Below are 21,522 nucleotides of genomic sequence, written 5' to 3' on the forward strand. Positions count from 1 at the left end.
CGCTTTCTGATGCGCCTGATGGTCACAAGGCCTCGGCCGCGGCATCGCCCGATGCCCAGGCCCACTGGAAATTGTAGCCGCCCAGCCAGCCGGTGACATCGACGCACTCACCGATGAAAAACAGACCCGGAACGTCCTTCGCCTCCATCGTCTTCGAGGAAAGCGCATTCGTGTCGACGCCGCCAAGGGTCACTTCTGCGGTGCGGTAGCCCTCGGTGCCAGCGGGTTTCAGGCGCCAGTCCTGGATCGATGCCGCCAGCCGATGCAGGGCCTTGTCCGGCGTATCGGCGAGCGCCTTTTCGGCACCGGCCTTTTCTGCGAAATACTGGGCGAGACGTTTGGGCAGATGGGTCGACAGCGCCGTGACCGCCGCCTGTCGCCCGTTTTCGCGCTTCGCGTCGATCAGAACGGCGGCCAGATCGGTCTCGGGCAACATCGCCACCGCGATCTCGTCACCGGGCTGCCAAAAGGAGGAAATCTGCAGTACGGCAGGGCCGGAAAGGCCGCGATGGGTGATCAGCATCGCCTCGCGGAAACGCGTCTTGCCGCAGCGGATTTCGGATGCGATGCCTATGCCGGAGAGCGGCTGCAGTGATGCCTGCAAGGCGGGATCGAGGGTAAACGGCACGAGCCCTGCGCGCGTCTCCGTCACCGGCACGCCGAATTTGGCAGCGACGTCATAGGCAAAGCCCGTCGCACCCATTTTCGGGATCGACTTGCCGCCCGTGGCGATGACCAGAGCCGCCGCCCGGATCGTCTCTTCTTCGAGGTCGATGCGGAAACCGCCCTCCTGCCGCTCAAGCCCGGTCACGGGCGTCCCGAAACGGTTTTCGACGCCGCCTGCCGCGCACTCTTCGATCAGCATCGCCACGATCTGCTTTGCCGAACCGTCACAAAAGAGCTGCCCGAGCGTCTTCTCATGCCAGGCGATGCCGTGGCGTTCTACAAGGGCGATGAAGTCGGACGGCCGATAGCGCGACAGTGCCGACTTGGCGAAATGCGGATTGCCGGAAAGGTAGTTGCCGGGACCGGCATGAATATTGGTGAAGTTGCAGCGTCCGCCGCCGGAGATCCGGATCTTCTCGCCGGGCGCCTTTGCGTGATCGATGAGGAGCACGCGACGACCGTGTTTGCCGGCGCGCGCGGCACACATCAGTCCCGCGGCTCCGGCGCCGATGACCACCACGTCGAACTGCTTCATCATTTCGGTCGCCTGTTGTGAACTGCCGCTTTGTTCTGTCTCAGACCGAGAAAGTCAACAGGAGGGCCTCGCCAAGTCGATTGAGGGCGCTATGATAGGGCAAAACAACAGGATAACCGGCGAACAACATGCCAGCCAAGAAATCGACGTTCAAGACCGCAGGCAAGACACATTCGGGCACCGGCAGGGCGGGCAAGAAGCCCGGAATGTCCACCTCCCTCATCCCGCCACGCGGCGTCAGCGACTGGAAGGATGCCGCCCGCTTTCTGCGCGCACGCGGTATCGAGGACATCGAATGCATCACCCCCGATCTTGCCGGCGTGCCGCGCGGCAAGATGATGCCAACCTCGAAATTCACCTCGAACACGTCACTGGCGCTGCCTTCGGCGCTCTATCGCCACACGATTTCGGGGGACTATCCGGATGAGCATGGCGGCTTCCGCTACGAGCCGCGCGACAGCGACCTCAAGCTCGTCCCGGACCTTTCCACGCTGACCACGGTTCCGTGGGAAAGCGACCCGACCGCACAGGTCATCTGCGATGTCGTCGGTTCCGACGGCGAGGATGTGCCCTATACGCCGCGCTCGGTGCTGAAGCGGGTGCTGTCGCTCTATGAGAAGCGCGGCTGGCGGCCGGTCGTCGCCCCGGAAATCGAGTTCTATCTCGTCGCCCAGACCGATGACCCGGACCTGCCTCTGTCGCCGCCGATCGGCCGCTCCGGACGCCCGATCGTCGCCGGCCAGGCCTACTCGATCGCCGGCATCAACGAGTTCGACGAGCTGATCGACGACATCTATCATTTCTGCGAGGCGCAGGGTCTCGAGATCGACACGCTGATCCATGAGGAAGGGCCGGCGCAGCTCGAGATCAACCTGCGTCATGGCGATCCGCTCGAACTTGCCGACCAGGTGTTCTATTTCAAGCGCACCATCCGCGAAGCCGCGATCAAGCACGGCACCTTCGCGACCTTCATGGCCAAGCCGATGCAGGGCCAGCCGGGCTCGGCGATGCACATCCACCAGTCGCTGGTGGACATCGAGACCGGTCGCAACGTGTTCTCGCTCGAAAACGGCGAGCCGTCACCCGAGTTCTTCCACTTCATCGGCGGCATGCAGAAATACGTGCCTTCGACGCTGGTGATGATGGCGCCCTATGTGAATTCGTATCGCCGCCTGACGCCCGACATGGCCTGCCCGGTCAACACCGCCTGGGGTTATGACAACCGCACGACCGCCTTCCGCATCCCGGTCTCCGATCCGGTCGCCCGCCGCGTCGAGAACCGGCTGCCGAGCTCCGACGCCAACCCCTATCTGGCGCTGGCGGCATCGCTTGCCTGCGGCTATCTCGGCATCGAGAACCAGGTCGATCCCTCGGCGCCCACGGCGGACACCGCCAACGAGGGTGACATCGACCTGCCGCGCGGACTTCTGGAAGCGCTCGCGCTGCTGGAAGACGAGCCGGCGCTGACGTCGGTGCTGTCCGGCGAGTTCATCGACCTTTACGCCGGCATCAAGCGCGGCGAATTCGAAACCTTCATGGAGGTCATTTCTCCCTGGGAAAGGGAATTTTTGCTTCTTCATGTATAATTGACGGCATGGATTCGATTGCGCTTACAGAAAAAGACCGGAGAAGAGCACCCATGGAATGGCAAAGCCCGATCGCCCCTGGCCTTTCGTGGTATCAGGTCACGCTGAAGGACCGGCCGACCTACCCGATGCTGGACGGTTCGGTGAGTGCCGATGTCGCCATTGTCGGCGGCGGCTATACCGGCTTGCAGGCGGCCTACCAGCTTGCCGCCAACGGTGTCGACGTGGTGCTTGTCGATGCCGCACGTTTTGGTGATGGCGCTTCGGGGCGCAATGGCGGCCAGCTTGGCACCGGCCAGCACTGGTGGCCGGAGGAGATGGAGACCAAGCTCGGACAGGCGAGATCCCATGCCTTCTTCAAGCTGGCCGAAGACGCCAAATCGCACCTTCTCGACTTCGCCCGCGCCCACAAGATCGATGTCGACTTCCGGCCGGGCCAGCTGACCGTTGCCCACAAGCGCGGCATGGAAGACAGCTATCGCCACCATATCGATGCGCTGGCCGATCGCTACGACTATCCCCACCTCTCCTTCATGAGCCGGCAGGAAACGGCGGAGCGGCTGGGCTCCGAGCGGTTTTTTTGCGGCATCCGCGATATCGGCACCGGTCATATCCATCCGTTGAAGCTCTTGGTCGGAACGGCAAAGGCTGCAGCCAAGGCCGGCGCTCGGCTGTTCGAGCAGACCAAGGCGCTCAACATTGACCGCGCCGATGGCCGCATCGCCGTCGAGACCGAGCGCGGCACGATTTCCGCCGAACGTGTCCTGATCGCCTGCAATGGCTATATCGAGGAGCACCTCGACCCGAGGACGGCGGCAAAGATCATGCCGATCCGCTCGTTTATCGGCGCGACAGTGCCCGTGCCGAAGAGCAAGAATGTCCTCCCGGGTGGAGAATCGGTCGACGACAGCCGTTTCGTGGTGCGCTATTTCCGCAAGACGCCGACGGGCGAACTGCTGTTTGGCGGCCGCGAGGCCTATACCGCCAACGATCCGAAGGACATCACACGTCATCTCTACCGCCAGATCGCGGAGATCTATCCCTCGCTTGCCAAGATCGAGATCACCCATGCCTGGGGCGGTTCGGTGGGCATCACCCTGCCCCGCCATCCGCTCGTCGAGGAAATCATGCCCGGCGTGACCTCGATCGGCGGTTTTTCCGGGCACGGGCTGATGCTGTCAAATTACTGTGGCAAGCTGTATGCAGAAGAGATATTGGGACGTTCTCAGGATCTCGATCTCTACCGCGATCTTGACGTCCCGGCATTCCCGGGCGGCGGGCCGCTCAGAAAGCCACTTCTGTTCCTGGCATTGACCTGGTTTGCCCTGCGCGACCGGTTTTGAAGGAAATTGCAGGATTCGGACTGGCTTTTTTAAATCGATTTGATACAACACGCGCAGCTATTGACGATTGGAAGAAACGACCATGAGCAGTCAAATTATCCCCGTCGAACCCTTTGACTACGTCGTCTTCGGTGCGACGGGCGACCTTACGGAACGCAAACTGCTGCCGGCGCTCTATCACCGGCAGATCGCCGGGCAGTTCACCGAGCCGACCCGGATCATCGGCTGTTCGCGCTCGGAGCTGACCTCTGACGATTTCCGCAAGCACGCCCAGAAGGCGCTGAAGGAACATCTCAAGCGCGGCGAATATGACGACGACCAGGTCGCCAAGTTCCTCGCCCGCATCGAATATGTTCCGGTCGACGCAACGACCAACAAGGGCTGGGACGCGCTGAAGAAGATGCTCGATGATGGCAAGGAGCGCGTCCGCGCCTTCTATCTTGCCGTTGCACCCAGCATTTTCGGCCCGATCTGCGACGGCGTGCGCGATCACAAGCTGATCACCAAGCACACCCGCATCGTCGTCGAGAAGCCGCTCGGCCGCGACCTCGAGTCGGCCCTGGCGCTCAACAACATGATCGGCAAGGTCTTCCACGAGGAGCAGGTCTTCCGTATCGACCATTATCTCGGCAAGGAAACCGTGCAGAACCTGATGGCGCTGCGCTTTGCCAACGCGCTCTACGAGCCGCTGTGGAACGCCAACCACATCGACCACGTGCAGATCACGGTCGGCGAGGAAGTCGGGCTCGAGGGCCGCGCAGGTTACTACGACAAGTCCGGCGCGCTGCGCGACATGGTGCAGAACCACATTCTGAACGTGCTTTGCATGGTGGCCATGGAAACTCCGTATTCGATGGATTCGGAGGCCGTGCGCGACGAGAAGCTCAAGGTGCTGCGCTCTCTGAAGCCGATCAATGCCGACAATGCCGGTTACCTGACCGTGCGCGGCCAGTATCGCGCCGGCGCCTCCAAGGGCGGCCCGGTGAAGGGCTACCTCGAGGAGCTCGGCGACGAATCCAACACCGAGACCTTCGTTGCCATCAAGGCCGAGGTCGAGAACTGGCGCTGGGCCGGTGTTCCCTTCTACATCCGCACCGGCAAGCGGCTTGCCAGCCGTGTTTCCGAAATTGTCATCACCTTCAAGCAGATCCCGCATTCGATCTTCGAGCCGAATGCCGGTCGCATCTCCTCCAACCAGCTCGTGCTGCGCCTGCAGCCGGACGAGGGCGTGAAGCAGTGGCTGATGATCAAGTCGCCGGGCCCGGGCGGCATGCGCCTGCGCCAGGTCGCGCTCGACATGAGCTTCGCCCAGGCTTTCGACGTGCGCAATCCGGACGCCTACGAGCGCCTGCTGCTCGATGTCATCCGCGACAACCAGACGCTGTTCATGCGCCGCGACGAAGTCGAGGAAGCCTGGAAATGGGTTGATCCGATCCTGAAGGCCTGGGACGAGACCAGCCAGCCGGTGCAGGGTTACACCGCCGGCACCTGGGGTCCGTCGAAGGCAATCGCGCTTATCGAACGCGACGGCCGCACCTGGCACGAGCCGCAATAAGGGCTTCCCGCGAAGGACTATCATGACCACGATGATGCATACATTCGAAAGCGGCGCGGAACTGGCCCTTGCCCTCGCCACAGCCGTCGCGGACAAGCTTTCCGAAGCTGTCGCCGAAAAGGGGACGGCTTCGATCGCCGTCTCCGGCGGCTCGACGCCGAAAGGCTTCTTCCGGGCCTTGTCCGAAAAGCCGATCGACTGGGAAAAGGTCGCGATCACGCTCGTCGACGAGCGCTTCGTGCCGGAAGACAATCCGCGCTCCAACCACAAGCTGGTGAAGGAAAACCTGCTTGTCGGACCGGCGGCAGCGGCCCGCTTCATTCCGCTCTATCAGGCCGTCAACACCGCAGAGGAAGCCGCCGAGATCGTCACCAACAAGGTGTCGGCCGCGAGCCTTCCCTTTGATGTGGTGGTGCTCGGCATGGGAACCGATGGCCACACGGCCTCGTTCTTCCCCGGAGGCGATACGCTCGGCAAGGCGCTCGACATGTCGACGCCCGCCGGCGTGATGGCCATGCATGCCGAAGGCGCCGGCGAAGCGCGTCTGACCTTCACCTTCTCCAGCCTCGAGAATGCCGGCCTTCTGGTCCTGCACGTCGAAGGTGCCGAGAAGAAGGAGGTTCTTGAAAAGGCCCTCGACGGGAACGACGAGGCGGAAATGCCCATCCGCGCCGTTCTGAAGCGGGCCACGTCCCCCGTGGACATCTACTGGGCGCCCTGACATCACTGCCGGGCGCCTTCCGCTGTTTCATTCCGAAAACAGGAAAAGCCCATGACCGCCGATCCCCGCATAGCAGAGATCACCGCCCGTATCATCGAGCGGTCCAAACCCACCCGAGAAGCCTATCTCGACCGTGTCTCCCAGGCGGTCGCACAAGGCGTCCACCGCTCGGTTCTGTCCTGCGGCAACCTTGCCCACGGCTTTGCCGTCTGTTCCCCCGCCGAGAAGGTCGCGCTTTCGGGCGATACCGTTCCCAATCTCGGCATCATCACCGCCTATAACGACATGCTCTCGGCGCATCAGCCGTTCGAGACCTATCCGGCGATGATCCGCGACGCCGCGCGTGAGGCCGGCGGCGTGGCCCAGGTTGCAGGCGGTGTACCCGCCATGTGCGACGGCGTCACCCAGGGCCAGCCGGGCATGGAACTGTCGCTGTTTTCGCGCGACCTAATCGCCATGGCCGCTGCCGTCGGCCTGTCGCACAATATGTTTGACGCCGCTGTCTTCCTCGGCGTCTGCGACAAGATCGTGCCCGGCCTCGTGATGGCGGCGCTGACCTTCGGCCACCTGCCGACGATCTTCATTCCGGCCGGGCCGATGACCACCGGCCAGGGTAATGACGAAAAGTCCCACATCCGCCAGCTCTATGCCGAAGGCAAGGTCGGCCGCAAGGAACTGCTGGAATCGGAATCGAAGTCCTATCACGGTCCCGGCACCTGCACCTTCTACGGCACCGCCAACTCCAACCAGATGCTGATGGAAATGATGGGCCTGCACATGCCGGGTTCCTCGTTCATCAATCCGAACACGCCGCTGCGCGACGCGCTGACCAAGGAAGCGGCGAAGCGGGCGCTGGCGATTACTGCCGGCGGTAACGAATTCACCCCGGTCGGCCAGATGATCGATGAGCGTTCGATCGTCAACGGCGTCGTCGGCCTGCATGCGACGGGCGGCTCCACCAACCACACCATGCACCTGATCGCGATGGCGCGTGCGGCCGGCATCCAGCTCACCTGGCAGGACATCTCCGACCTCTCCGACATCGTGCCGCTGCTCGCCCGCGTCTATCCGAACGGACTTGCCGACGTGAACCACTTCCACGCCGCCGGCGGCATGGGCTACCTCATCCGCCAGCTTCTCAAGGCCGGTTTCCTGCATGACGATGTCCGCACCGTCTTCGGCGAGGGCATGGAGGCCTATGCGATCGACGTGAAGCTCGGCGAGGACGGCACCGTCAAGCGCGAGCCGATCGATGATGGCCCGAGTGCCGATCCGAAGGTGCTCACCACCCACGACAAGCCGTTCCAGCCGAATGGCGGCCTGAAGATGCTGACCGGCAATGTCGGCAAGGCGGTGATCAAGATTTCCGCGGTCAAGCCGGAACGGCGACTGATCGAGGCCCCGGCGATCGTGTTCCACGATCAGCAGGCGCTGCAGGATGCCTTCAAGGCCGGCGAGCTCAACCGCGATTTCATCGCCGTTGTGCGTTTCCAGGGTCCGAAATCGAACGGCATGCCGGAACTTCACCGGCTGACCCCGCCGCTCGGCGTGCTGCAGGATCGCGGCTACAAGGTCGCCCTCGTTACCGATGGCCGCATGTCCGGCGCCTCCGGCAAGGTTCCGGCCGCCATTCACGTGACACCGGAAGCCAAGGACGGCGGTCCGATCGCCAAAATCCAGGATGGCGACATGCTGCGGCTCGACGCCGAGACCGGCACGCTGGAAGTGCTGGTTGACGCCGAGACCTTTGCGGCAAGGGAGGTGGCTACCGCCGATCTTTCGGGCAACGAGTTCGGCATGGGCCGGGAGCTGTTTGCGCCGTTCCGCCACCACGTCGGCACCGCCGACCAGGGCGCGAGCGTCGTCTTCGGCTGAGACCTTTACACCTGAAAATAACGGCCGGCGCGATGACTTGTCGCGCCGGTTTTGTTTTGCTCAAATGTCATCGCACCATCATCGCGCCGACGTATAGACGGGGCGGATTTTTCACAGCCCGTTTTCCGGAGATATTCGATGACCGTTTTTCCGATCCGGCGCCGTTCGGCGCTCCAGCTCATGGCCTCGGCCGCCATCATGCCCTTTGCGGGCCTTGTCGCCCCTGCCCGCGCCTTCCAGGCAGGTATCGATTTCATCGTGATGGCCGACCTGCACTCGGCCTATGAGCGCACCGGCCAGCTGCTCGCCGCCGTAGAGGACCGTGTTGCCGCCAGCGGCAACCCGTCCGTCATCATCATCAATGGCGACCTCTTCGAGAGCGGCAACATCGTCGCAAGCCGGTCGAGCGGCGAAATCGACTGGGCCTTCCTCGAGGCGCTCGCGGAAACCGCGCCGGTCGTCTTCAATATCGGCAACCACGAGGCCGACATCGACAACGATCTCGCCCATTTCGTCAGCCGGGCGCAACAGCTCGGTATCACCGTGCTCACCAACATATCCGACACGCGCACCGGCGCCCTCTACGCACCGGCCTCGGCAAGCCTTGATGTCGATGGCAAGACTGTCAACTTTGCCGCGCTCGGCGTCGACAATCTTTTCACCTATCCCAAGCCGACCCGCGATCAGCTTTCGATCCCGGAACCGGTGCAATGGGCGAAGGACAATCTGGCGGACCAGCTCAAGGATGGTGAGGTCAACATTGTCCTCAGCCATGCGGGCGTTGTTCCCGACAAGGCGATCCTGCCGATGCTGCCCGACGGCACGCTGATGATCGGCGGCCACGATCACCTCAACATCGAGCACAGCGATGGCGATACGCGCTACCTGCACACCGGCTGCTGGTCGACGGCCTGCACGGTCGCCACCATCCCGGCCGCCGGCGCTCCGGCAAGCTTCACCCGCCTCGACATCGACGCCGAAGCCCCGGCATCTGAGAGGCTCGCAGAGCTGATCCCGGCCGTCATGGCCGCGCACCTGACCGCGGATGACACCACCGTGGTCGGCACGACCGGGAAGGCGCTCAGCAATGACGAGACCGGCCTGTTCGTCGCCGCGGCGATGGCGGAAGCCGCCGGAGCCGACATCGGCTTCATCGGCCACACCACCTTTGGGGCCGGCCTGCCGCAGGGTTCCGTCAGCCGCTATGCCTTTGATTCCTCGGTGCGCTTCGATGGCACGCTGAAGCAGGCGACGGTCGATGCCGAAACCCTCCGGCAGATCCTGGAGCGCTGCAACCAGTTCGGCGACTTTCCCTTCGACAAGCGGACCGGCGATTATCTCTACGCGGCGCCTGCGGCTGAGGGGAAGGACACGTTCGTTCTGGTCTGCAATGACTGGTCGGCGACCAATGCCAAGAACTACTTCGGTCGCGACGACCTCACGTTCTCTGACATAGACGACATGAACGTGAAGTCCGTCACCCTGGCAGCCATGAAATAGCCACAAGCAACACATCAAAAAAACATACCGCAAAATTAATCGGCAGGGCACGGGAAACAATTTCCCGGCCCTTTTCGTTTGCGGGGTAGGCGGCGATCGTTTGAGGGCCTCGAGGGTGTAACATTCCGGCAACAGCAATCATCGGAATTCGTCATCGCGGGCCGTTTTTAATTGAACGATTGATCTCTCAACCCATTTACCCTGCATCGAATGTAACGAAGGAGTACAGTCATGAAAAAAATTCTTCTCGCTTCCGCCGCCCTTATCGCGATGTCGGCCGCAGCAGAAGCCGCGGACGTCGTTATGACCCCGCCGAGCGAGCCCTATGTTGCTCCGCAGGTCATTCCGCAGACGTTCAGCTGGACCGGTTTCTACCTCGGTGGCACCGCTGGCTACGACTGGGCAACGGTTGACCCGTATGTCAACGGTGTTAACACCGGTTCTGAGGATCTCAACGGTGGCAAGCTCGGCGGTTTCGCTGGCTATAACTACCAGTTCTCGAACAACATCGTTCTCGGTGCCGAAGGTGAACTCGACTACGCCTGGAACGAACAGAAGTTCTATCCGGGTGGCGTTGAGTACAAGATTGGCTCCGACTGGGAAGGCTCGATCCGCGCCCGTCTCGGTTACGCGTTCGACAACGCCCTGCTTTACGCAACGGGCGGCTGGGCCATTGCCAACGGCTATGTTGACGGTGCTGGCACCGACCAGAACGAAGCCTTCAACGGCTGGACCGCTGGCGTCGGCCTCGACTATGCCTTCTCGAAGAACGTGTTCGGTGGTCTTGAGTACCGCTACACCGACTTCGGCAAGAAGGACTTCGACAACGGCCTCGAAGGCAAGGACTTCACGTCGAACCGCGTCATGGCACGCGTCGGCTACAAGTTCTGATTGGACGGGCCGGCAATGCCGGCCTGACCCACGCTTTTCCGGCAGCGATCTCCTCCCCCTCCCGCGCCGGAAAAACGGAAAAGGCCCGCCAGTTTCTGACTGGTGGGCTTTTTTTTTGGCTCGAAGACTGACCTCCCGGCCCGATGAAAGGCGTGACAGTCGTGTGAACCGGCGGAACCCGGCGGCAGACCTCGCGTTTACCCGGCATGAAACATTTATCCGCCGCCGCGGTCACAGGCATCATCATCGCGCTTTCCGCATGTTCCCCCGCCCCACAGGCCGGCAACACCGCAGTGGCCCCGGTCGCGGAGCAGGCAGCTCCCTCCAGGACCATCGGCCTTGACGGCCTCGGATCGCTGAAGATCGGAGAGCCGGTTCCCGCCGGCAGCAGCTGGAAGGAACGGGGCGCGCAGACCAGCGAAGCCTGCCGGACGGTCACCTCGCCGGACTATCCCGGCGTTTATGCGATCGTCACCGATGGCAAGGTGCACCGGATCACCGTCGGCCAGCGATCGGATGTCCGGCTTTTCGAGGGCATCGGCGTCGGCGCGAGCGAAGCCGATGTCCGCAAGTGGTTTGCCGGCTTCCGCGAAACCCCACACAAATACGAGGCGGCACCGGCCAAATACCTCACCGCACCGAACGCCGAAAGCGGCGACCCGGCCCTGCGCTTCGAGATCGGCAGCGACGGCAATGTTCGGCTGATCCATGTCGGAACCATGCCCGTGCTTGGCTATGTCGAGGCCTGCGCCTGATCCGAAGGGACAGCTTCCGCCCCTTCGCGGCTTGCATTCCGGCCCCCCTTCATGCACCGTCAGCCATCGGTGAGATCCAACCGGGGGGATGGTGATGGTTGACTGGCTGGCAAGGCGATGGGTTGCTTCGGCGCTGTTCATGGCTTGCGGCTTTATCGCGCTTGCGCCGGCCATTGCCGTTTCGTTTTCTGCTTTCCTGACCCTCATCTATCTGCACATACCCATCTACATGTTCCACCAGTTCGAGGAACACTCCGGTGACCGCTTTCGCAGCTTCGCCAATGACAGGATGTTCGGCGGCAAAGAGGTGATGCGGCCGGTCGATATCATCATTGTCAATCTGCCGGCCGTCTGGGGCGTAAACCTGATCGCCTTCTACGCGGCCGCTTTCGTGGCGCCGGGCCTCGGCCTCGTCGCCCCCTACCTGCTGCTGGTCAATGCCGTCCTGCACATCGTGACCACCCTGCGGCTGCGGTGCTACAATCCGGGCCTCGTCACCGCAATTCTCCTGTTCCTGCCGTTGAGCATCGCGGCATTAATCGTTGCCGCGAACATGCCGGAGGTCACGCTGGGGTACCACGCTCTGGGCCTGGCCTTTGCCATTGCCATCCACATTGCCATCATGGCGCAAGCCGGCTGGCGCTACCGTCATATGGCCGCGGCCGCCGAGGGCTGAGGCTCGCCCCGGCCGCCCCCCGCATTTTCCTTGCGTCAAATTGACAAGTTGCAATAACGTGCGGTTTCCATTCCTGTCCTGCCAGATTTTGCGTGCGATGCGCCTGCTGCAGGCGGCGGAGTGATGGGGAGGGTTCGGCTTGCGGGGAATGAAGGCAGCGATGCGGGAGCTGGCGGCGGCACTGGCCGTGATCGCCGTCTTTGCGCTGACCTTCGTCTACCAGCCCTATCTGCCGACGATTCTTCATCAGGATGGTGTCAGGACGCTGGTTTCCAGCGCAATCATCTGCGGCGACATCGGCGATCAAGGCCATGCCGATCACGGCCCTTGCCACGCCTGCCGGGAAAAGCCGGCCATCCTGCCGCCGCCTTCCGACATCGCCGCTCCCGCCTATGGCCGCTTTATCGCCGTCGTCTATGCGGTGACGGGCGAGACTGCGCTGCGACCCATCCGGACACCTCACTACAATCCGCGCGCACCGCCGTTTGCCGTCTGATCTGAACCCGGCCGTTCCCGGCCAGACAATCAAGACAATTGCAAACGGAGTTTCCCATGAACCTTTTCATGAACCGCCTCGCGTGGGCAGGTGCGATCAGCCTGGTCGGCCTTTCCACCGCCAATGCCCATATGACGCTCGAGACCGGCACGGCCGCCGCCGGCAGCAGCTACAAGGCCGTCGTCCGCGTGCCGCATGGCTGCGACGGCGCCGCAACGACCGAAATCCGCGTCAAGGTTCCGGAAGGCTATTATAGCGTCAAGCCGATGCCGCATGCCGGCTGGACGCTTGAGACCGTCAACGGTCCCTACGCCGAAACCTACATGAACCACGGCACTCCGGTGAGCGAAGGGGTTACCGAGGTCGTCTGGACAGGCGGCAATCTGCCGGATGCCTTTTACGACGAGTTCGTGATGAGCGGCTCGCTTTCGGCCGATATCGCGCCCGAGACGGTGCTGACTTTTCCGACTGAACAGCTTTGCGCCGATGGCAGCGCCAATCACTGGACCGGCGAAGACGGCGGTGAACCCGCGCCGAAGCTGATCGTGACCGCAGTCGCCGATAACGACGCCCACGCCAGCCATGGCGAGATGGCGCACGACATGGATCATGCCATGCCCAATGGCATTACGGTGGGTGATCTCGACATCACCGGCGCCTTTGCCCGTGCGACCCTTCCGGGCGCTCCGGTGGGCGGCGGCTTCCTCACGATCACCAACAAGGGCGAAACCAATGACCGCCTCGTTGCCGCATCCTCCGATGCCGCCGGCGACCTGCAGCTTCACAACATGCGCATGGATGGCGATGTGATGAAGATGTACCAGATGACCGACGGCGTGCCTGTCCCCGCCCACGAGAGCGTGACGCTTGCCCCCGGCGGCATGCATGTGATGTTCATGCAGCTCAACGGCCCAATGGTCGAGGGCAGCACCGTCGACGTCGAACTGACCTTCGAAAAGGCCGGCACGGTCATCGTGCCGTTCCCCGTCAGGGGCATTGCGGCCAAGGACGCCGGCCCGGAGGCCGGTATGAACCATGGCAACATGGATCACGGCCAATAGGAACGGGCCCCACTCCAGTTGATCTTCCCCATGCGAACGGCCGGACACAGTCCGGCCGTCTCTCGTTGTCCACGCCCCGGCAATATTGTGCAGCGCCGTTGGGCGCGATGGCGGAGCGTGTTTGCGGCGATCGGTCACGCTATCCACATCCCCCTTTGACAGAACGCACATAACCGATAATATGTCGACAAACTGAAGACAAATCGTCATCGGCGACACCACGCCGGGATGGGGAACCGGAGGCGCTTTTGAAGCCCAACAAGCAACCGCAGGCCGATTTCAATGGCTTTGCGGACGAAGAATCCGCATTGATCGCACTTGGCCCGGTCGTCTCGTCACAGCATCTCGCTGCGGGCGGCTCACCGGGATTGTCCGAGGTCGAATACGGTCTGATCCTCGCCTCACATGCCTTTTCGCGCTGGATGGTGCGCTGCATGGCGGCGGCAGGTCTGCCCGGCCTATCGCCCATCGAAGTGCTGATCCTGCACTCGATCCGCCATCGCGGCCGCGAGAAGAAGCTCGCCGACATCTGCCATGTGCTCGACATCGAGGACACCCATGTCGCGACCTATGCGATCCGCAAGCTTGAGGCCGCCGGTCTTTTGACCAGCAGCAAGCGCCGCAACGAGAAGATGGTCAAGATCAGCGACAAGGGCGCAGCCGCCTGCGACCGTTATGCCCAGATCCGCGAGCGGCTTCTCGTCGAATCGACCGCCGACACGCGCCCGTCCGAGGAGGTGCTGTCGCAGCTCGCTTCCGTGCTGCGCTTCATGTCCGGCGCCTATGCCCAGTCCGGCCGCGCCGCGGCGACATTCTGAAAGGCGAAACCGTGAGCGCAGAACACCCGCTGCTGAGCGTCGAAAACCTCACGGTCGCCTTTGGCGAAAACCGCGTGGTCGAGGAGTTGAGCTTTTCGGTAAAACCGGGACGGACACTCGCCATCGTCGGCGAGAGCGGCTCCGGCAAGTCGATCACCTCGCTTTCCACCCTCCGCCTTGCCGACATGCTCGGTGCGCATTATCCGAGCGGGCGCATCGTCTTTTCCGGCGACGGCAAGGAGACCGACCTGCTGACGCTGTCGCAAAAGCGCATGCGCGCGATCCGCGGCAAGGAGATCGCGATGATCTTCCAGGAGCCGATGACCTCGCTCAACCCGGTCTATACGATCGGCGACCAGATTGCCGAAGTGCTGATGCTGCATGAGGAAATGGGCCGCAAACAGGCGCTCGACGAAGCCGTGCGGCTTTTGAAGATGGTCCGCCTCGGTGATGCCGAACGGCTGGTGCACCGCTATCCGCATCAGCTTTCCGGCGGCATGCGCCAGCGCGTGATGATCGCCATGGCGCTTGCCTGCCGGCCGAAACTGCTGATCGCAGACGAGCCGACGACCGCGCTCGATGTCACCATCCAGGCCCAGATCCTGGCGATCCTGCGCGACCTCAAGGCGCGCCTCGGCATGGCGATCATCTTCATCACCCACGATATGGGCGTGGTCGCCGAAATGGCCGACGACGTCATCGTCATGCGCAAGGGGCGCAAGGTCGAGGAGCAATCCGTCGAGGGCATCTTCGAAAACCCGCAGCATCCCTACACCAAGGCGCTGCTTTCGGCCGTGCCGAAGCTTGGCGCGATGACGGGTGAAGATTTTCCGAAGCGCCTGCCCGTTACCCTGTTCGACGAGAAGGGACTGCGCACCGACGGCGAGACCCGCGTCCAGGACACCGCCCGCTTCGCCGACAAGCCGCTGCTTTCGGTCAAGGACCTCGTTGTCCGCTTCGATGTGAAGAAGACCCTGCTCGGCCGCCCGACCCACCGGGTTCACGCGGTCGAAAAGGTCACCTTCGATATCCACGCCGGAGAAACACTGGCGCTGGTCGGCGAAAGCGGCTCGGGCAAATCGACGATCGGCCGCACCATCCAGCAACTGCAGGCATCGAATTCCGGCAGCGTCATCTATGACGGCAAGCCCCTCTCCGCGATGAGCGCCGGGCAAAAACGCATGCTGCAGCGGAAGGTCCAATATATCTTCCAGGATCCCTTCGCCTCGCTCGATCCGCGTCGCACGGTCGGCTTCTCGATTTCCGAACCGATCCGCACTCATGGGCTTCTCGGCGATGAGGCCGCGATTGAAAAGCGCGTCCATGCGCTTCTCGAGCGCGTCGGCCTTTCCGCAGATCACGCCCGCCGTTTCCCGCACGAATTTTCCGGCGGCCAGCGCCAGCGCATCTGCATCGCCCGCGCGCTCGCCTCCGACCCGGAACTGATCATCGCCGACGAAGCGCTGTCGGCGCTCGACGTCTCGGTGCAGGCGCAGATCATCAACCTGTTCATGGACCTGCAGGCCGAACGCGGCCTCGCCTATCTGTTCATCAGCCACGACATGGCCGTGGTCGAACAGATCAGCCACCGCGTCGCCGTGCTCTATCTCGGCCAGGTGGTCGAGTTCGGCAGCCGCCGGCAGGTGTTCGAGACCCCGCAACATGCCTACACGCAGAGCCTGCTCGCCGCCGTTCCGGTGGCCGATCCGGCGCGGCGCAATCCTGTCGCGGTCAATGACAAGGAAATCCCGAGCCCGATCCGGGCCGTGGGCAACGAGCCGGAGATCCTCGTCCACCGCGAGATCAACCCCGGCCATTTCGTCGCAATGTGAAGCTTCAACTCCGCATCCGGAAGGGATAACAACATGCTGAAATCCGTCTTCAAGACCACCGCCGCCTCTGCGCTGGTGGCACTCGCCGGCCTCGCCGCCACCGCCTCCCCCTCGCTTGCCGACGGCAAGATGACCGTCGCGATCGCACTCGATCCCGGCAGCTGGGATCCGATCGATACATTCCTGGTCGCATGGGGCGCCGTCGGCTCCAACATCTTCGACGGCCTGACCTATCGCGACGAGAACGCGAAACTCGGCCCGGGTCTCGCGACAAGCTGGGACGTTCTGGACGATGGCAAACGCATCCGCTTCAGCCTGCGCGAGGGAGTGACCTTCCATGACGGCGAGCCCTTCAATGCCGACGCCGTGAAATACACCTTCGACCGCCTGCTCGGCGATGAAGGTGCCAAGGGCCCGCAGCGCGCCAACTACACCTCGATCGAAAGCGTCGAGGTGATCGACGAGAACACCGTGGACTTCCACCTGACCGCCCCCGATCCAGTGCTGCTCACCAAGCTTGCCGGCTACGGCGCGATGATCGTGCCGCCGAAATATCTCGAGGAAAACGGCGACGAGTATTTCAACACCCATCCCGTCGGCACCGGTCCGTTCAAGTTCGTTTCCTACAATCCGAAGGTCGATCTCGACCTCGAGGCCAACCCGGACTACTGGGGCGGCGCGCCGAAGCTTTCGGAATTGCAGTATCGCTTCATCGCCGAATCCGCCACCGCCGTTGCCGAGCTCCAGGCTGGCCGCGTCGACCTGATGGAAGACCTGCCGATCAGCATGATCCCGGTCGTCGAGGGCGATTCCAAGCTTGAGGTGCTGTCGACCACCGGCCCGACCGTCTATGGCCTGCGCTACAACACCCGCGACGGCATCACCAAGGATGCCAACGTGCGCAAGGCACTGACCATGGCCGTCGATCGCGCCACCATCATCAGTTCGCTGCTTGGTGGCGAGGCGTCGGAAATCGCGAGCTTCCAGAGCGCGCTGTCGTTTGGCGACGATCCGGACCTGAAGCCGCTTCCCTACGATCCGGAAGGCGCGAAGAAGCTGCTTGAGGAAGCGGGCGTTGCGCCCGGTGCCGAGGTGCAGATCGACATCCGTGCCGGCAACTCCACCATGAATGAAGTGGCACAGGCGATTGCCGCCTATCTTCAGGTGGTCGGCATCAAGGCGACCGTGAAGCCTTATGAATCGAGCGTTTTCCTGAACGACATCGTTCCGCAGGGCAAGACCGGTGCGATGTTCCAGCAGAGCTGGGGCGGCTGGACGCTCGACTACGACAACACCGCCTACCTGCTTTACCACACCGGCGAAAAGTGGAACCCCTACGGCAATGACACGACGCTCGATGCCATGCTGGAGGAACAGCGCCCGATGACCGACGTCGCCGAACGCGAGAAGAAGCTGCAGGCGATCGCCGGATACATTGCCGATCAGGCGCTGGAAATGCCGCTCTATGCCCTCAACAGCATCTACGGCATCAACAAGCGGGTCGAAGGCTTCGTTCCGGCGCCGGACAACCGCATCAAGCTCAACAATGTCAGCATCGCCGAATAAGGCGTTCTTCCGGCGCCGCCTCCGGGCGGCGCCGTTTCGCTTCGGTTGAGACACCGTTCACGAACAAGCGGAGGTCGCGCCCATGGCCGGCTTTATCATCAAGCGCCTGCTCCAGGCCATTTTCGCCACGCTCGCCGTCACGCTGCTGGTCTCCTTCGCCATCCGCCTGACCGGCGATCCGGCGCTGATGCTGACCCAGGGCGCCGGCAGCATCACCGAGGCCGACCTTGAACGGATCCGCGAGGCGCTCGGCGTCAATCGGCCGTTCTTCGTTCAGTATTTCGAGTTCCTGAAGGGCATGGTGACGTTCGATTTCGGCCGTTCCTTCCTTGGCGGCACGCCGGTCTCGAGGTTGATCGCCACAGCACTTCCCGCCACGCTGGCGCTCGCTTTCTGGTCGATGCTGATCTCGGTCGTCATCTCCATACCGCTCGGCATCAAGGCTGCGACCAGCCGGGGCCGGTTCGCCGACCAGATCATCCGGGTGCTTTCGCTCGTCGGCCTGTCCTTCCCGAACTTCTGGCTGGCAATCATGCTGGTGCTGGTCTTCGGCATCACCTGGAACCTTCTGCCGCCCAGCGGCATGAGCGACTGGACGAGCTACATCATGCCCTCGGTCACCATGGGTGTGATCCTGACGGCGGTGAATGTGCGGCTGGTGCGCACCACCATGCTCGAGACGCTGAATTCGCAATACATCATGGTCGCCCGTGCCAAGGGACTGAGCGAGACCCGCGTGCTCTACAAGCACGCGCTGCGCAATTGCGCGATCCCGCTGGTCACCTATCTCGGCCTCCAGTTCGGCGGGCTTCTCGGCGGCATTGTTGTTGTCGAGCGGGTGTTCAACTGGCCGGGCATGGGCACGCTTGCCTTCGATGCCGTCAGCGCCCGCGACTATCCCGTCCTTCAGGCGACGATCATGGTGCTTTCGCTGATGATCATCGCCGTCAACCTTCTGGTCGATATCGCTTACGGGCTGATCGACCCGCGCATCCGCACGGAGTGAGACCATGGCCACAGCAACGACCACAGCCAGAAGAAGGCCCCGGCGTTTCGGCGCGGAGTTCATCGTCGGCGCCACGCTGGTCGCCGTCATCGTTCTCGCGGCGCTGTTTGCCAACGTGCTGTTTCCGGCCGGCTTCGACAGGATCGACCTGATGGCACGGCTGAAGCCGCCATTCGCAAGCCTCGCCCATCCCTTCGGCACGGACCCGCTCGGTCGCGATGTGCTGGCGCGCGTGGTGGCCGGTGGCCGGCTTTCCCTGCTTGTCGGCTTCTCCTCGGTCATCGGGGCGGTGATCATCGGCGTGGCGGTGGGCCTCATCGCCGGCTATTATCGCGGTATCACCGATACGCTGATGATGCGCTTTGCCGATGTGCAGCTGGCGCTTCCCTTCATCCTGCTTGCAATCACCTTCATCGCCATTCTCGGCGGCAGCCTGCTCAACACGATCATCCTGCTGATCATATCGCAATGGGTCCAGTATGCGCGGCTGGTGCGCGGCCAGGTGCTGGCGCTGCGCGACCGCGAATTCATTCTCTCCGCCCGGGCGATCGGTGTGAAGAACTGGCGGATCATCGTTCAGCACCTGCTGCCGAACCTCACCGGCCCGGTCATCGTGCTGATGACGCTCAATGTCGCGACCAACATTCTGCTTGAAAGCAGCCTGACCTTCCTCGGCCTCGGCGTCGACCCGACCATCCCGACCTGGGGCGGGATGCTGGCGGAAGGCCGTACCTATCTGCAGACCGCCTGGTGGGTCAGCGTCTTCCCCGGCCTTGCCATCATGCTGACCGTTCTCGGCCTCAACCTCCTCGGCGACTGGCTGCGCGACCTGCTCGACCCGACCGGAAAGACCTCGCTATGACCGTGATCTTCGAAGAGACCTTCGAACCGACCATCGACAACCTCGTCGCCCGTTTCGCCGATGGCAGCGCGAAGACCGTCGAGGCATGGGTTTTCGCCGACACCGAAACACGCCGAAAAGCGGAGGAGACACTTGCGGCAAAGGGTATCACCGCCCGGTTCCGCAGCGCCTACAAGCCGCTGGTCCACTTCTTCAGCGAGGACGTCCGGACCGATGGCCTCGTCTCTGCGGCGATCACCTATCCGGTTCACCCCGAAGCGCCCGAAAACCGTTTTCTGCTCGAAGCCTATCCGCTGTCGGGCCTGCTGGGCGACACCAAAGTCTCCTTCGCGCCCGCAACGGATGGAAGCGATCTTTTCTATACCGTCGTGCTGAGCTGGTCCGACGGCCGCAGCGAAACGAAGGCGGTATTCGCGCCGAACCGGCTGCATGACGATTTCGCCGGCGAGCAGGTGCTGTCGCCGACCGGCTGGCTCAGCATCGACGGCGCCGAAGGCGCGCGCCTCAAGACCGATTACGAAGCGCTGTTCTCGCGGACTATGCAGGCCATTGCCGCGCATCGATGGGGAGACGCCGAGCCGTTCTTCGAGGAACTCAACATCACCGCCAGCCTGCCGGCCGAAGACGAATGGCTGCCGCTTTCCCCGAGCGATGCGCTGATCAGCCTGCGCGAGGCCCTGCACGAGGATTTTTACTTTTCGCTTCTGGAGGTATTTCAGACGAGATCGGGCCGCCCGCTCGGCGACCGGGGCCTGAGGCCCGGCCAGATCGTGCCGGAAATCCGCTTCGCTGCCGGTCCCGCAAGGGTGCGGGTGGAAACGCGTCCGCTCAACGCGGACGAGACCGATGATGACGCCGGTGAGGCCGTCGCCACGGCCGCCAATCCGTTCTCCGCAGCCCGCGTGCGAAGGGAACTCGAAACGATCGAGGGCGAAGCCTTCGCCGCCCGCTCGCGTGCCGGCCGCGCCGTCTCGGCCCGTTATCACAGGGGCAGCGACCGGCCGGTGATGATCAGCGGCGGCCAGCATCCAAACGAGGTGACGGGCATTGCCGGCGCGCTGCGGGCCGGCCTTGCGCTCGCCGAACGGCCGAACGTCCACTTCACCATCTCGCCACTCGAAAACCCGGACGGCTATGCGGTCGACAACCGCCTTCGCGCCGACAACCCGCGCCACATGCACCATGCCGCCCGCTACACGGCCTTCGGCGACGATCTCGAATACCGCCCCCGCGAGGCGCCGTTCGAGACCGGCATCCGCTTCCAGGCCGAAGCGATCAGCGGCGCCCTCCTCCACGTCAACCTGCACGGCTATCCGGCGCACGAATGGACCCGGCCGCTTTCGGGCTATGTGCCGCGCGGCTTCGCCATGTGGACCGTGCCCAAGGGCTTCTTCCTGATCATGCGCCACAAGTCCGGCTGGGAGGAACAGGCGCGCACCCTGATCGACAGGGTCACCGAACGCCTTGGGCAAAACCGTGCCCTCGTCGACTTCAATGCCCGCCAGATCGACCTCTACATCGCCCATTCGGGCACACCGACATGGCCTGTGATCAACGGCTTTCCGGTGATGATCTCGGTCGATGACCGCCACCGCGTGCCGCTCACGCTGATCACCGAATATCCCGACGAAACCATCTACGGTGACGCCTTTATCCAGGGCCACACGGCCCAGCTCGAGACGGCGCTCGGCGCCTATGAGGCATGGCAGGATATGGTTTTGCCGGAGGCAAGCTGACAGCGGGCAGCCTCCACAAGACGCCGATGGCGACTGAAACGC

Annotated in this window: 18 protein-coding genes; 17 read left to right on the plus strand and 1 reads right to left on the minus strand. The window is 63.1% G+C overall.

Annotated features, from left to right (window positions below; all coding sequences use genetic code 11):
- Positions 1-22: 22 nt before the first annotated feature.
- Positions 23-1,204, minus strand: a complete 1,182-nt coding sequence (locus tag TM49_RS00185; RefSeq protein WP_045679022.1) for a BaiN/RdsA family NAD(P)/FAD-dependent oxidoreductase — start codon at positions 1,202-1,204, stop codon at positions 23-25.
- 125 nt (positions 1,205-1,329) lie between these two features.
- On the opposite strand from TM49_RS00185, the gene TM49_RS00190 reads away from it, so the two are divergent.
- From TM49_RS00190 to TM49_RS00270, 17 genes are all read left to right on the plus strand, one after another.
- On the plus strand, positions 1,330-2,787 hold the full coding sequence (locus tag TM49_RS00190; protein WP_045679023.1) for a glutamine synthetase family protein: 1,458 nt from the start codon (positions 1,330-1,332) through the stop codon (positions 2,785-2,787).
- 53 nt (positions 2,788-2,840) lie between these two features.
- Positions 2,841-4,130, plus strand: coding sequence for an NAD(P)/FAD-dependent oxidoreductase (locus TM49_RS00195; protein WP_082074551.1), 1,290 nt, complete (start codon positions 2,841-2,843; stop codon positions 4,128-4,130).
- 82 nt (positions 4,131-4,212) lie between these two features.
- Positions 4,213-5,685, plus strand: a complete 1,473-nt coding sequence (zwf, locus tag TM49_RS00200) for a glucose-6-phosphate dehydrogenase (RefSeq protein ID WP_045684520.1) — start codon at positions 4,213-4,215, stop codon at positions 5,683-5,685.
- Between the two features lie 22 nt (positions 5,686-5,707).
- Positions 5,708-6,406 (plus strand): 6-phosphogluconolactonase, encoded by a 699-nt coding sequence (gene pgl, locus TM49_RS00205; RefSeq protein ID WP_045679025.1) that lies wholly within the window; start codon positions 5,708-5,710, stop codon positions 6,404-6,406.
- A gap of 51 nt (positions 6,407-6,457) precedes the next feature.
- Positions 6,458-8,281: a phosphogluconate dehydratase gene (gene edd, locus TM49_RS00210; RefSeq protein ID WP_045679026.1), complete on the plus strand. Its 1,824-nt coding sequence runs from the start codon at positions 6,458-6,460 to the stop codon at positions 8,279-8,281.
- Positions 8,282-8,419: 138 nt separating this feature from the next.
- On the plus strand, positions 8,420-9,781 hold the full coding sequence (locus TM49_RS00215) for a metallophosphoesterase (protein ID WP_045679027.1): 1,362 nt from the start codon (positions 8,420-8,422) through the stop codon (positions 9,779-9,781).
- Between the two features lie 231 nt (positions 9,782-10,012).
- Positions 10,013-10,672: an outer membrane protein gene (locus TM49_RS00220; RefSeq protein ID WP_045679028.1), complete on the plus strand. Its 660-nt coding sequence runs from the start codon at positions 10,013-10,015 to the stop codon at positions 10,670-10,672.
- A 206-nt stretch (positions 10,673-10,878) separates the two neighbouring features.
- Complete coding sequence (locus TM49_RS00225) at positions 10,879-11,427, plus strand: hypothetical protein (protein ID WP_045679029.1); 549 nt, start codon at positions 10,879-10,881, stop codon at positions 11,425-11,427.
- Between the two features lie 94 nt (positions 11,428-11,521).
- Positions 11,522-12,103 carry an HXXEE domain-containing protein gene (locus TM49_RS00230; protein ID WP_045684522.1) on the plus strand — a complete coding sequence of 194 codons (582 nt, stop codon included), beginning with the start codon at positions 11,522-11,524 and terminating at the stop codon, positions 12,101-12,103.
- 139 nt (positions 12,104-12,242) lie between these two features.
- Entirely contained in the window at positions 12,243-12,599 is a 357-nt protein-coding gene (locus TM49_RS00235; protein ID WP_144409406.1) for a hypothetical protein, read from the plus strand.
- Positions 12,600-12,655: 56 nt separating this feature from the next.
- Positions 12,656-13,660 carry a DUF1775 domain-containing protein gene (locus TM49_RS00240; RefSeq protein ID WP_045679031.1) on the plus strand — a complete coding sequence of 335 codons (1,005 nt, stop codon included), beginning with the start codon at positions 12,656-12,658 and terminating at the stop codon, positions 13,658-13,660.
- A 308-nt stretch (positions 13,661-13,968) separates the two neighbouring features.
- Positions 13,969-14,478, plus strand: a complete 510-nt coding sequence (locus TM49_RS00245; RefSeq protein WP_144409645.1) for a winged helix DNA-binding protein — start codon at positions 13,969-13,971, stop codon at positions 14,476-14,478.
- 11 nt (positions 14,479-14,489) lie between these two features.
- Positions 14,490-16,310, plus strand: coding sequence for an ABC transporter ATP-binding protein (locus TM49_RS00250; protein WP_144409408.1), 1,821 nt, complete (start codon positions 14,490-14,492; stop codon positions 16,308-16,310).
- Between the two features lie 33 nt (positions 16,311-16,343).
- Positions 16,344-17,876, plus strand: coding sequence for an ABC transporter substrate-binding protein (locus TM49_RS00255; RefSeq protein ID WP_045679034.1), 1,533 nt, complete (start codon positions 16,344-16,346; stop codon positions 17,874-17,876).
- Positions 17,877-17,958: 82 nt separating this feature from the next.
- Entirely contained in the window at positions 17,959-18,882 is a 924-nt protein-coding gene (locus TM49_RS00260) for an ABC transporter permease (protein ID WP_045679035.1), read from the plus strand.
- 4 nt (positions 18,883-18,886) lie between these two features.
- Positions 18,887-19,744, plus strand: a complete 858-nt coding sequence (locus tag TM49_RS00265) for an ABC transporter permease (protein WP_045679036.1) — start codon at positions 18,887-18,889, stop codon at positions 19,742-19,744.
- Positions 19,741-21,480, plus strand: a complete 1,740-nt coding sequence (locus tag TM49_RS00270; RefSeq protein WP_045679037.1) for a M14 family metallopeptidase — start codon at positions 19,741-19,743, stop codon at positions 21,478-21,480. The genes TM49_RS00265 and TM49_RS00270 overlap by 4 nt, the downstream gene beginning before the upstream one ends.
- The last annotated feature ends 42 nt before the right edge of the window (positions 21,481-21,522 follow it).

Origin of the sequence: Martelella endophytica, assembly GCF_000960975.1 — a bacterium.
Taxonomy (GTDB): domain Bacteria; phylum Pseudomonadota; class Alphaproteobacteria; order Rhizobiales; family Rhizobiaceae; genus Martelella; species Martelella endophytica.

Excerpts from the sequence above, each read along its gene's own strand:
- TM49_RS00185 (WP_045679022.1), bottom strand. The coding sequence starts at position 1,204 with ATGATGAAGCAGTTCGACGTGGTGGTCATCGGCGCCGGAGCCGCGGGA.
- TM49_RS00190 (WP_045679023.1), top strand. The coding sequence starts at position 1,330 with ATGCCAGCCAAGAAATCGACGTTCAAGACCGCAGGCAAGACACATTCG.
- TM49_RS00195 (WP_082074551.1), top strand. The coding sequence starts at position 2,841 with ATGGAATGGCAAAGCCCGATCGCCCCTGGCCTTTCGTGGTATCAGGTC.
- zwf (WP_045684520.1), top strand. The coding sequence starts at position 4,213 with ATGAGCAGTCAAATTATCCCCGTCGAACCCTTTGACTACGTCGTCTTC.
- pgl (WP_045679025.1), top strand. The coding sequence starts at position 5,708 with ATGACCACGATGATGCATACATTCGAAAGCGGCGCGGAACTGGCCCTT.
- edd (WP_045679026.1), top strand. The coding sequence starts at position 6,458 with ATGACCGCCGATCCCCGCATAGCAGAGATCACCGCCCGTATCATCGAG.
- TM49_RS00215 (WP_045679027.1), top strand. The coding sequence starts at position 8,420 with ATGACCGTTTTTCCGATCCGGCGCCGTTCGGCGCTCCAGCTCATGGCC.
- TM49_RS00220 (WP_045679028.1), top strand. The coding sequence starts at position 10,013 with ATGAAAAAAATTCTTCTCGCTTCCGCCGCCCTTATCGCGATGTCGGCC.
- TM49_RS00225 (WP_045679029.1), top strand. The coding sequence starts at position 10,879 with ATGAAACATTTATCCGCCGCCGCGGTCACAGGCATCATCATCGCGCTT.
- TM49_RS00230 (WP_045684522.1), top strand. The coding sequence starts at position 11,522 with ATGGTTGACTGGCTGGCAAGGCGATGGGTTGCTTCGGCGCTGTTCATG.
- TM49_RS00240 (WP_045679031.1), top strand. The coding sequence starts at position 12,656 with ATGAACCTTTTCATGAACCGCCTCGCGTGGGCAGGTGCGATCAGCCTG.
- TM49_RS00255 (WP_045679034.1), top strand. The coding sequence starts at position 16,344 with ATGCTGAAATCCGTCTTCAAGACCACCGCCGCCTCTGCGCTGGTGGCA.
- TM49_RS00260 (WP_045679035.1), top strand. The coding sequence starts at position 17,959 with ATGGCCGGCTTTATCATCAAGCGCCTGCTCCAGGCCATTTTCGCCACG.
- TM49_RS00265 (WP_045679036.1), top strand. The coding sequence starts at position 18,887 with ATGGCCACAGCAACGACCACAGCCAGAAGAAGGCCCCGGCGTTTCGGC.
- TM49_RS00270 (WP_045679037.1), top strand. The coding sequence starts at position 19,741 with ATGACCGTGATCTTCGAAGAGACCTTCGAACCGACCATCGACAACCTC.